The following is a 12,150-nucleotide window of genomic DNA, read 5'->3' as shown; positions in this document are numbered from 1 at the left end:
AAGAATAGAAAAATCCCGTCTCATGACAGGATTTCTCTATTCTTTTTTGGTTTCTTGATGAAAGACATTTTGCCAAGTTTCGTGGCGACGCCAGATACTGGTATGGACGATACCTTCTAACTCATAGCAGATGAGTTTTGTTTTCTGACTGATAGAAGTGATTTGGATGTCCTTGATAGCAGAATTCAACTCTTTTTCGGCTTTATAGGTCTCTTTATCCATCTGTTCTCCATCTTGACGAATATAGACAAAATCATCAGCCAAGAGTTCTTCCAGTTGATTTCCCTGGTCAATCAATTGTTCGCGCATGAGTAATTTTTTATAGACATTGTCTAAAATCTCATCCTCAGGTATAGGTGCTGGCTCGATATGGACATCGGTATCAAAGACCCCAAAACGCTCTTCCAACATAGACTCGACTTGATCCGCAATCTCGTGGCTCTCATAAACCGACAAGTCAGGATTCATCTCCAGCGTGATATCTAGGTAAATGTTGCTACCGTAGGTGCGACCTCTTTGCGACTTAACCTTGCTGATTTTGGGAATTTCCATGATAGCCTTTTGGTAGTCCTCGAGCAGACGGTCATCAAAGCCATCCGAAAGGCTAAAGGAAGACTCGATGAAGATATCATAGGCAGTTTTCAAGATAAAGAAAGTGATGATAATGGCAACCAGTTTATCCACAATGGGATAATTGAAACTGCTAGCCAGGATTGCAATGGTAGTACCAAGTGAGGTGACAGCATCAGAAAGATTGTCCTTGGCGGCAGCCTTCAGTGCCTTGGAGTTGGATTTCTTACTGAGGCGAGTATTGTAGAGATAAACTAGAAACATAATCGTTGCAGAAATGATTCCCAGGGTTGCACCCAGAGGGTCAATGACTGTTTCTTCACGACTGAGAATCTTTTGAATGGTATCCCTTAGGACATCAAAGCCAACATAGAACATGATGATAGAAGTGATTAAGCTAGCCAAATCCTCAATCTTCCAGTGGCCAAAACGGTGGTCTCGGTCAGCAGGCTGGCGCGCCATTCGAATCCCAATCAAGAGAGCAATATTTCCAATGATGTCCGACACGTTGTTAAAACCATCGGCCACCAAACTGGATGAATGGAGGAGGTGCCCAGTTGCTAATTTGGCTGCAGACAAGATCAAATAGGTCGAAATACTGATAATGGCACCACGTTCCGCCAACTTGAGATTTGAAATAGATTGCTTCATTCAACTTCCTTTCTAGTCACATAGCATTCTACCATTATACTGGTTTTCAAGGGAAAATTCAAATAAGGCAGTTTTTACTCTTTGAAAACTTTTCAAAATTTGGTATAATAGTACTACTCAAGGGAGTAGCTGGCAGAAACCTGTGATAGTGTCGTCATTCCGAATTTTATACTGAAGAGTATGCTTTCCAGCCCTATCTTAAACAGCGAGACTTGTTATGATTTTTGTTTGTCGTGAAAAGATACGATGAGAAAAAGAGAGTCTGTTTTGCACACAATGTCAAGGAGGAGACACATGTCAAAAGAACAAAAACGCCAAGCGTTTTACATTCAAAGTCCTGAAGAGGTCTTGAAGGCTGTGGATGCGACCGAACAAGGTTTGTCATCAAGTGAGGCGGAAAAGCGCCTTGCCGAATTTGGCCACAATGAACTCGAAGAAGGCGAGAAACGATCAATCCTGGTCAAATTTATCGAGCAATTTAAGGATTTGATGATTATCATCCTAGTTGCGGCAGCAATCTTGTCAGTCGTGACTTCTGGTGGGGAAGATATCGCAGATGCCATTATCATCTTAGCCGTGGTAATCATCAATGCTGCCTTTGGTGTTTACCAAGAAGGGAAAGCAGAAGAAGCTATCGAAGCCCTCAAATCCATGTCTAGTCCAGCTGCCCGCGTTCTTCGTGATGGTCATATGGCGGAGATTGATTCTAAAGAATTGGTACCAGGTGATATCGTCGCTCTCGAAGCTGGTGATGTAGTACCTGCAGACCTACGTTTGCTAGAAGCTAATTCTCTTAAGATCGAAGAAGCTGCCTTGACAGGTGAGTCTGTGCCAGTCGAAAAAGACTTGACAGTTGAACTTGCTGCAGATGCTGGTATTGGGGACCGTGTCAATATGGCCTTCCAAAACTCAAACGTGACCTATGGTCGTGGGATGGGTGTTGTTGTCAATACAGGGATGTACACTGAAGTTGGTCATATCGCTGGTATGCTTCAAGATGCGGATGAGACAGATACACCACTTAAACAAAACTTGAACAACCTTTCTAAAGTCTTGACCTATGCTATCTTGGTTATTGCACTTGTTACTTTTGTAGTGGGTGTTTTCATTCAAGGGAAAAATCCACTCGGTGAGTTGATGATCTCTGTTGCCCTTGCCGTTGCAGCTATTCCAGAAGGGCTCCCAGCTATCGTAACTATTGTTCTTGCCCTTGGTACTCAAGTTTTAGCCAAACGAAACTCAATCGTTCGTAAGTTGCCAGCAGTAGAAACACTTGGTTCAACGGAAATCATCGCTTCTGATAAGACTGGTACGCTGACTATGAACAAGATGACAGTCGAAAAAGTCTTCTACGATGCGGTTCTACATGACTCAGCTGATGATATTGAACTAGGTCTTGAAATGCCCCTTCTTCGTTCAGTTGTTTTGGCAAACGATACTAAAATCGATGTGGAAGGCAACCTGATTGGTGACCCTACTGAAACAGCCTTCATTCAATATGCCTTGGACAAGGGCTACGATGTCAAAGGATTTTTAGAGAAATATCCGCGTGTGGCCGAGTTGCCATTTGACTCTGATCGTAAGCTCATGTCAACGGTTCACCCATTGCCAGATGGTCGTTTCCTTATAGCAGTCAAGGGTGCGCCAGACCAACTTTTGAAACGTTGTGTTCTTCGTGATAAGGCTGGGGATATTGCTCCGATTGATGAGAAGGTTACAAACCTCATTCATACAAACAACTCTGAAATGGCCCATCAAGCCTTGCGTGTCCTTGCAGGAGCTTATAAGATTATCGATAGCATTCCAGAAAACCTGACTTCTGAAGAGCTTGAAAATGATTTAATCTTTACTGGTTTGATTGGGATGATTGACCCTGAACGTCCTGAAGCTGCTGAAGCTGTTCGTGTAGCCAAGGAAGCGGGAATCCGTCCAATCATGATTACAGGTGACCACCAAGACACAGCAGAAGCTATTGCTAAACGTTTGGGAATCATTGACGCAAACGATACAGAAGGTCACGTTTTAACTGGTGCTGAACTCAATGAACTGTCAGATGAAGACTTTGAAAAAGTGGTAGGTCAATACTCTGTTTATGCCCGTGTGTCTCCAGAACACAAGGTTCGTATCGTCAAGGCATGGCAAAAACAAGGTAAGGTCGTTGCCATGACAGGTGACGGTGTCAATGACGCCCCAGCTCTGAAAACAGCCGATATCGGTATCGGTATGGGAATCACTGGTACAGAGGTTTCTAAGGGGGCATCTGACATGATTCTTGCAGATGATAACTTTGCGACTATCATCGTCGCAGTTGAAGAAGGACGTAAGGTCTTCTCAAACATTCAAAAGACTATTCAGTACCTACTTTCTGCCAATACTGCTGAAGTATTAACTATCTTCCTATCAACCTTGTTTGGTTGGGATGTCTTACAACCAGTTCATCTTTTGTGGATCAACTTGGTAACCGATACTTTCCCAGCTATCGCTCTAGGTGTTGAACCTGCTGAGCCTGGTGTCATGAACCATAAACCACGTGGACGCAAGGCAAGCTTCTTCTCAGGTGGTGTTTTGAGTTCTATCATCTATCAAGGTGTACTCCAAGCTGCTATTGTTATGAGTGTTTATGGCCTTGCCCTTGTCTATCCGGTTCACGTGGGTGACAATCATGCCATTCACGCAGATGCCCTAACTATGGCCTTTGCAACCCTTGGTTTGATTCAGCTCTTCCATGCCTATAATGTCAAGTCTGTTTACCAATCCATCTTGACAGTTGGCCCATTCAAGTCTAAGACCTTCAACTGGTCCATCTTGGTATCCTTCATCCTTCTCATGGCAACAATCGTCGTAGAACCGCTTGAAGGAATCTTCCACGTAACCAAACTAGACTTGTCACAATGGGGAATCGTTATAGGCGGAAGCTTCTCAATGATTATTATTGTCGAAATCGTTAAATTTATCCAACGCAAACTTGGCTTTGACAAGAATGCGATTTAAAAAGAAAAAGTCATCTTCGGATGGCTTTTTGTTACAGTTGAGGGAAAGGGCTTGCAGTTATCGGCTTTTGTGCTATAATTGCTATAATATAGTAAAAAGTAAGAGGAGTGTGAGGAAGTGGAGAAGAAAATTGTAAAGGATATTTTGTTTTTATCTCAGGTGTCTCAGCCGGCAAGTCAGGAAGATCTGTATCTTGCCAGAGATTTACAAGATACGCTCTTAGCAAATCGTGAGACCTGCGTTGGTATAGCTGCCAATATGATTGGGGTGCAAAAGCGCGTGATTATTTTTAATCTTGGTTTGGTTCCTGTGGTCATGTTCAACCCAGTGCTCCTGTCCTCTGAAGGACCTTATGAGACAGAGGAAGGCTGTTTGTCCTTGACAGGTGTGAGACCTATTAGGCGTTATGAAACCATAAAGGTTGCCTATCGTGACAACAAGTGGCAGGAACAGACCATTACCTTGACAGGCTTCCCAGCCCAGATTTGCCAGCATGAACTGGATCACTTGGAAGGACGAATCATTTAGGAGGAACGCAAATGAAACGGATAGTCTTTGAACTGATTTTTATCGCAACGACCTGGTATATCTTTTTACCGCCTCTTAACCTGACCAGCTGGGAATTTCTCTTTTTCCTCTGTGGGCATTTGCTGGTTGTAGCAATCTTATTTGGCTTTGGCAAGGGAATAAACCTTGTCAAAACGGTTCATGTGCGCCACGGCAAGGCGGAAGCTGCCTTAAATCTTGAGGGTTTCAAAATCAATCGGTTAGGGAAAATCCTTTTAGCTTCTATTGGAGGAATTCTTCTCTTAGCAGCCTTGGTTTCCTTGGTGACTTCTAGTATTTTTCAGGCTAAAAATTATGCCAATGTAGTCACGGTTACGGAAAAAGACTTTACTGAATTTCCTAAGACTGACACCAGTAAGGTTCCTATCTTAGATAGAAGTACTGCTGAAAAAATTGGTGACCGCTACTTGGGTTCCCTAACAGATAAGGTGTCGCAGTACGTAGCGGCAGATACCTATACCCAATTGACAATTGATGGGAAGCCTTATCGAGTGACGCCACTAGAATACGCAGACCCTATCAAATGGTTTAACAATCAAGCTAAGGGAATCGGCGAGTATATCAAGGTGGACATGGTAACTGGAAATGCGAATTTGGTAGACTTGAAGACACCAATCAAGTATTCGGACTCAGAGTATTTTAACCGCGATGTCAAGCGTCACCTCCGATTGAAGTACCCAACTAAAATCTTCAAGACTCCATCTTTTGAGGTGGACGATGAGGGCAATCCTTTCTATGTGGCTACAGTTTACCAAAAGCAATTTGGACTTGCAGTTCCTCGTCCTGTTTCAGTCATTATCTTGGATGCTACAAATGGAGAAACCAAGGAATACAGCTTGTCAGATGTTCCAGAATGGGTGGACAGGGTTTATCCAGCTGAGGAAACCATTGAGCAAATCAACTATAACGGCAAGTACAAGGACGGTTTCTGGAATGCCATGATTTCCAAGAAAAACGTAACCCAGACTACCAAGGGATATAATTATTTGTCTATCGGTAATGACATCTATCTCTACACAGGCGTGACGTCGGCCAATGCAGATGAAAGTAATCTTGGTTTTATCCTTGAAAATATGCGAATAGGAGAAATTACTAAGTACAGCTTGGCTTCTGCGACCGAAGAATCAGCCCGTGAATCAGCCGAAGGTGCTGTTCAGGAGAAATCCTACAAGGCAACCTTCCCAATCCTCATCAACCTCAATGACAAGCCTCTCTACATCATGGGCTTGAAGGACAATGCTGGTTTGGTCAAAGAGTACGCCCTGGTAGACGCAGTCGAGTACCAAAATGTTATCGTAGCAACGACAGTGGAAGAACTACTCAGCAAATACGCCAACAAAAACGATCTTGAAATTGATAATGAAACCACAGAAAGTATCAAGGGTGTGGTAGCAGACCTCAAATCAGCTGTTATCAAGGGGGACACCGTCTACTTCTTTAAAGTTGATGGCAAGATTTACAAGGTTAAGGCGTCTGTATCAGATGACCTCCCTTACCTTGAAAATGGTAAAACCTTCGAAGGTCAAGTAGGAAAAGACAACTATCTCAAGACCTTTAAAGTACAGTAATACTCTTCGAAAATCTCTTCAAACCTCGTCAACGTCGCCTTGCCGTACTCAAGTACAACCTGCGGCTAGTTTCCTAGTTTGCTCTTTGATTTTCATTGAGTATAAAAAAGGTTTATTTAAGAAATATATATTATAATAAGGTAAATTAAGACTAATGGAGGACAAATAAATGGGTTTTTATGTGATGCTTGCTTCAATGCTACTCGGACTGCTCGCTTTGAAGATAGGTGTTTCTCAGTTCAAGGAGAAAAAAGATAAATTCTTATCTATCTTAACAAGCTTAGCTGGCCTAGCCCTTGTTCTCGTGGCTGTCTGGTTAGGATGGCCAAAATAAATAGAGAAGCCTCGGTCAAACCGAGGTTTTTCAGATGAATTTCTTGGTAGTGGCTAAAAAATATGCTACACTATTAATATGAAAATTTTAATCCCAACAGCAAAAGAAATGAACACAGACTTGCCGAGTATTGAAGCCGCTCCTTTAAAACAAGAAAGTCAGGCTGTGCTGGATGTCTTGGCCCTCTATTCTGCTAGTCAATTGGAGAGTTTTTACAAGGTATCAGCTGAAAAGGCGGCGGAGGAATTTCAACATATCCAAGCTTTGAAAAGTCAAACTGCTCAACACTATCCAGCCTTGAAACTTTTTGATGGGCTTATGTACCGTCATATCAAGCGAGACAAACTGACCGAGGTAGAACAAGCCTATCTTGAAAATCATGTCTTTATTACTTCGGCTTTGTACGGAGTCGTACCAGCCTTGTCACCCATAGCCCCTCACCGTTTGGACTTTTTGATGAAGTTAAAAGTCGCAGGTAAGACTTTGAAGAGCCATTGGAAGCAAACCTATGATGAAGCTATGAATGGTGAAGACCTAATTTTCTCTCTCTTGTCATCCGAGTTTGAGACTGTATTTTCTAAGGAAATCAGAGGAAAAATGGTGACCTTTAAATTCATGGAGGACAAGGGTGGCCAGCTGAAGATTCACTCAACCATTTCAAAGAAAGCGCGTGGTGCCTTCCTAACATCTCTGATAGAAAATCGAGTGCAGACGGTGGAGGAAGCTCGTCGCTTAAGCTTTGCAGGATTTGTTTATAGAGAAGACCTGTCCCAACCACAGGAATTAGTTTTTGTTAAGGAAGTATAGAAATCAGATAAGAGAAAAAGTCAGCAGGACCCTGCTGACTTTTTAGTTTATAAAGTATTGGATATATGAATCTCATTTGATAAAGTGTTGAGGTGATTAACCAAATCCATGATTGACAGATGGTTTCGGCAAATAAACTTCTTAGTAATCCCTGGAATATAGAAATTAGACACGATGATATCGTAATCTGTCTGATTTAAAATCTCAGGACTTGTTTGTAATTCATCCCAAATATCGAAGGTAAAGCGGTTATTACAGTAATAGGAAAGCATATCAACAAAGGTAAGGGATATAGCATGGTCAAAGTTACTGATAATCAAAACCTTGATAGGTGGTCGATTTTCTAACAACTGAGTAGAGAGGTTTTCAGCATGGGTTAAGATGGTGTACATCAGGTGTTCCAACTGTTCAGGATGGTCATGCTGTCCAATTGCTTGACGGTATTGAGCCAGTTCTTGACGTGCACTTCCCATAAAGTCTGGGAAGTAAACTTCAAATTTTTTAATCGTCAATGCTTTTTGTTCAAATAAGATTGGGGTAGAAAAGATTTCCTGTCTTTCAAAGAAAGCAGTGTTGTGTAAATGCCAAATCAGCTCATCGTGGTTGGTAAAAGTAATCTTATATTGTTTTGATAGGCGTTCTAATATTTGACTCAGTAATTGGTAAGAGTATCTTGCTTCACTGTTTTCTTCTAAAGAGTTGAAGAATTCTTGAGGATCTAAGAAAAGATTGTTTTGAATAAAGGATATAAAAATTTGGGCGATGATATCTGGAGTGATTTCAAGTCCCAGTTTTTCAGAGAAATGGACAAGTAGCTCCTCAAAATTTGGAATATTCATCAAAAGAGGGTAGTATTCATCGAAGAAATGATTTGGTAAGTCGATAAAATGACCATTTTTGACGCGGTAAATACTGATAGCTATCATCAATTTGTAAATTCTATAAATTGAAAATCGCATTGGATAATTCGTGATTTTATAGAAGAAATCAGCAAACTCTGTTAAATTCTCCTCAGGAAGGTCTGGAAAAGGCCAGTCTAGGAAATAATAGCGCTCAGAAAAGTATTGGGCAAAAAAATAACGAATATCCGTTTCATTACCAAGAATTGCAGTAGGGGTAAAAGATAATTCAATCTGAAATTGTGATGATAGAGTTTTTGTAATATTTCGGCCTAATCGATAGAGGTTGGCATTACTTGAGTGAAGATTTTCAACTGTTCGATAAATAGGTAGCCCCTCATTGAAGAACATATACTCTAGTAATTGAAAAGATTGGGAATGGGCTAGAAAATATTGATAAATATCTTCTACACTAGTGTTAACATCTAAATCAATCATAATTCCGTTAACGGAAGATTGGATGTCAATATTTGGGAAAGCTGTTCGTAATTCATTTAAATCATTTTTTAGGATTCGTTCTGTACATCCTAATTTTTCGGCAAGTGCATGTAACCTTATCCAATTACGATTCTGAATTAAGGTTTCCATTAAACGTAATTGTCTTTGGTCTTTTGTGGATAAAAGGTTGCGCATTTAGGTATTTCCTCCTAAATTATATTGTATCATAATTATGATTCTTTTGTACAAAAAAACAAGAATTAAAAATATGTACATTAAATTCAAAAAAAAAAAAAAAAAATATGGCTCCATGGTACAAAAATCAGATATATTAATTTCATAGATAATATTGATTAATGGCTCAAATAGTTGTAAAGTGTAAACTATAAAATACTATCTAGGAGTTTGAAATGAAACATTCACATAAGAAATCATTTGACTGGTATAGCATGCAACAACGATACTCTATTCGTAAGTATCACTTTGGTGCGGCTAGTGTCTTGCTCGGGACAGCCTTAGTCTTGGGAACTGCTGCCAATGCGCAATCAGTACAAGCAGAGGAACAACATCCTGAGGCAACTAATAGTGTCTCTGTTGATAAGGATAAGGTAGATGAAGCTACTAAACCAGCAGAAGTTTCTACACCTAAAAAAGAAACAACTTATGCAGCTCCAACTGTTGCTAACCCAGTAGAAACGACTCCAGCTAAAACTGAAGAAGCTACTAGACCAGCAGAAAAAGTTGAAGAAGCAAAAGACAAAAAAGAAGCAAGTCATCAAGATGCTGTTGACAAGTCAAAATTGTTAACAGCTCTTTCACGTGCTAAAAAATTAGAAAGTAAGTTATATACAGAAGCAAGTGCTGCTAACTTGCAAGCAAGTATCCAAGCTGGTCAAAGCTTGCTTGGGAAAGCAGATGCATCTGAAGCTGAAATATCAGCAGCAGAGACATCTATCCAATCGGCTATTATTGGTCTAGAACTTCGTTCTAACTCTGATAAAGGAACTGTATCAGAAACTCCTGTAGTGAAGAAAGCTGACACAGCAGAAGCCAAAGAAGAAGCTAAGCCAGTTGCAACAACGACTGACCGTTCAGCTGTTGATAGTAGCGTTTTAGCAACTAATGCACCTGCCAAAGTAGAAACAACTTCAGCTCCAAAATCTACTAATGAAATCTTGAAACCAGGTTTGAGCCTTTCTGATGCTCGCCAAAATCCAGCTATCCGTAAGGAAGACTTGGATAAAGGTCATAGTGGCTTTAGAGCGGCTAGCAATCCAGCCAACCCAATTGTCTCAGGTTCTGGAAATACAGTTGCATTTTCAGACATCAGCCAAGGTGGTCGTAGTTATAGTTTCCGTGGCTACGGGAACTCACGTGGTGGTAATTCAATTCATTACGATGTAACAACAGTACGTCAAGGTAATAAATTGAATTTCACAATCAAATATTCTGGTCCGGGCGAATTTGTTAATAATAACTTTATCTTGGATAAAGGGGATGGATTTGGAAATCCTTCCAATGCGACAATCACAACTCCAAGGTTAAGAGATCAATCAAAACCTATTAGCCAGGGTGCCAACTTCGTATCTCACTCAGGATACAGTATGACCTCTGCTACTTCAACAAATACGGAACAAACAATCAGATTTAGTTTGCCAATCAATAATCCAAATGGTGACTTGTCTGTTCGTTTGAAACCTGTTACTTTTAACGTGGACCAAGGTGGTGGCGGTGCCGCTACTAGCAATGACCCATACAGCAACTCCAACTATTATCATAGAGCAAATCCACTATACTTGGATGCAAACCCTTATGGTGGTACTAATAATAAGACTGTTTCAGAAGACATTGATTTCCAAACAGTCTACCTTCCAACTAGTAAATTACCAGAAGGTCAAACTAGATTAGTTCGAGAAGGTGAAAAAGGACAACGTCAAATTACCTATAAAGTTCATCGATTTGGTAACGAAACACTTTTAGGATTGCCAATTAGTAATTCTGTTACTAAAGAAGCTAAGCCACGTATTATGCAAATTGGTGTGGCTAAAGAGCTAATCGATACAGTAAAACCACGTGTTGATCAAAATAAAGTTGGTGATACAAATAACCTCACTTTCTATCTTGATAACGATGGAAATGGTGTTTATACTGAAGGCGTAGACGAACTTGTTCAAAAAATTGCTATTAAAGATGGAGCCAAGGGTGAAAAAGGGGACCAAGGTGAACGCGGTCTAACTGGAGCTAAAGGTGAAAAAGGAGACCGAGGCGAACGCGGTCTAACTGGAGCGCAAGGAGCCAAAGGTGAAAAAGGAGACCGAGGCGAACGCGGTCTGACTGGAGCGCAAGGTCAGGCAGGTCGTGACGGTGTAACTCCAACCGTAACCGTTAAAGATAATAAAAATGACGGCACTCATACTATCACTATTAACGACGGTAGAGGTAATGTTACAAGTACTGTTGTAAGAGATGGTTTCGATGGTGCAAGTCCATTAGTTGCGACTCAACGAAATGAAGCTGATAAAACAACAACTGTTATCTTCTATTACGATAAAAATGGAAACAACGAATTAGATGCTTCTGATAAGAAATTAAAAGAAGTTGTCATTGCAGATGGTGCTAAAGGTGAAAAAGGTGAACGTGGAGACCGTGGTGAAACAGGAGCAGCGGGACGTGACGGGAAAACTCCAAAAATCACAACTGCTCGTGGAGCAGACGGCCGTAGTACTGACATTACATTTACAGTTCCAGGAGAAGAGCCTGTAACCGTTAATGTAAAAGACGGAAAAGATGGACGTACACCAAATATTGATTTAAATGCTTTAGCAGAGGCAGCAGTAAGACTGAATAATCAAAGAAGCGGAAGGGTAAGAAGAGCATTATCAGATACCCCAGCTCCAACTGAAAAACCAAAAGTAATTGGAACTCGTATTACAGCTTACTTCGATAACAATGGAAATGGTAAATATGATCCAGGAGTTGACGAGCCAATTAGTTCAGCTGATATTTTAAATGGTACAGACGGTGCCAATGGTGCAGCCGGAGCAGCCGGAGCAGATGGACGTAATGGTGCTGAATTATTAAGTGGACCTAAAGCACCAACAGCAGATGATGGTAAAGATGGCGACACTTATATCGATGCAACTACAGGTGATGTTTATAAGAAAGAAAACGGAACTTGGGATAAGATTGGTAACATTCGTGGACCTCAAGGTCTAAAAGGTGAAGACGGAGTTGCAGGACCACAAGGGCCACAAGGACCACAAGGACCTAAAGGGGACAAAGGTGCTCAAGGTCTCCAAGGTGAACGTGGTCAAGACGGAGCTCA

The 12,150-nt window shown here is 41.1% G+C and carries 8 protein-coding genes; 6 read left to right on the top strand and 2 right to left on the bottom strand.

Annotated elements, in window-relative coordinates; genetic code table 11:
- Window positions 1-36: 36 nt before the first annotated feature.
- The gene (mntE, locus tag JQ843_RS03750) at window positions 37-1,221 is read right to left on the bottom strand and encodes a CDF family manganese efflux transporter MntE (protein ID WP_203212932.1); all 1,185 of its coding nucleotides are present in this window, start codon (window positions 1,219-1,221) and stop codon (window positions 37-39) included.
- 294 nt (window positions 1,222-1,515) lie between these two features.
- Between mntE and JQ843_RS03745 the strand changes: the two genes are divergently transcribed.
- The 5 genes from JQ843_RS03745 to yaaA all read left to right on the top strand — a co-directional run bounded on the left by JQ843_RS03745 (window position 1,516) and on the right by yaaA (window position 7,488).
- Entirely contained in the window at window positions 1,516-4,212 is a 2,697-nt protein-coding gene (locus JQ843_RS03745; protein ID WP_203212931.1) for a cation-translocating P-type ATPase, read from the top strand.
- A 117-nt stretch (window positions 4,213-4,329) separates the two neighbouring features.
- On the top strand, window positions 4,330-4,740 hold the full coding sequence (locus tag JQ843_RS03740; protein WP_203212930.1) for a peptide deformylase: 411 nt from the start codon (window positions 4,330-4,332) through the stop codon (window positions 4,738-4,740).
- An 11-nt stretch (window positions 4,741-4,751) separates the two neighbouring features.
- Window positions 4,752-6,347 (top strand): hypothetical protein, encoded by a 1,596-nt coding sequence (locus JQ843_RS03735; protein ID WP_203212929.1) that lies wholly within the window; start codon window positions 4,752-4,754, stop codon window positions 6,345-6,347.
- Between the two features lie 169 nt (window positions 6,348-6,516).
- Window positions 6,517-6,681, top strand: coding sequence for a YczI family protein (locus JQ843_RS03730; protein WP_203212928.1), 165 nt, complete (start codon window positions 6,517-6,519; stop codon window positions 6,679-6,681).
- Window positions 6,682-6,759: 78 nt separating this feature from the next.
- Window positions 6,760-7,488, top strand: coding sequence for a peroxide stress protein YaaA (gene yaaA / locus JQ843_RS03725; protein WP_203212927.1), 729 nt, complete (start codon window positions 6,760-6,762; stop codon window positions 7,486-7,488).
- Window positions 7,489-7,535: 47 nt separating this feature from the next.
- Here yaaA and pclR read toward each other — a convergent pair whose 3' ends face one another.
- The gene (gene pclR / locus JQ843_RS03720) at window positions 7,536-9,020 is read right to left on the bottom strand and encodes a virulence transcriptional activator PclR (protein ID WP_203212926.1); all 1,485 of its coding nucleotides are present in this window, start codon (window positions 9,018-9,020) and stop codon (window positions 7,536-7,538) included.
- Window positions 9,021-9,235: 215 nt separating this feature from the next.
- On the opposite strand from pclR, the gene pclA reads away from it, so the two are divergent.
- A partial coding sequence (gene pclA, locus JQ843_RS03715) for a pneumococcal collagen-like adhesin PclA (RefSeq protein WP_203212925.1) occupies window positions 9,236-12,150 on the top strand: 2,915 nt, incomplete at its 3' end.

This window comes from Streptococcus mitis, assembly GCF_905187495.1.
GTDB classification, from domain to species: Bacteria; Bacillota; Bacilli; order Lactobacillales; family Streptococcaceae; genus Streptococcus; species Streptococcus mitis_CU.
This window is presented reverse-complemented; position numbering and strand designations above follow the sequence as displayed.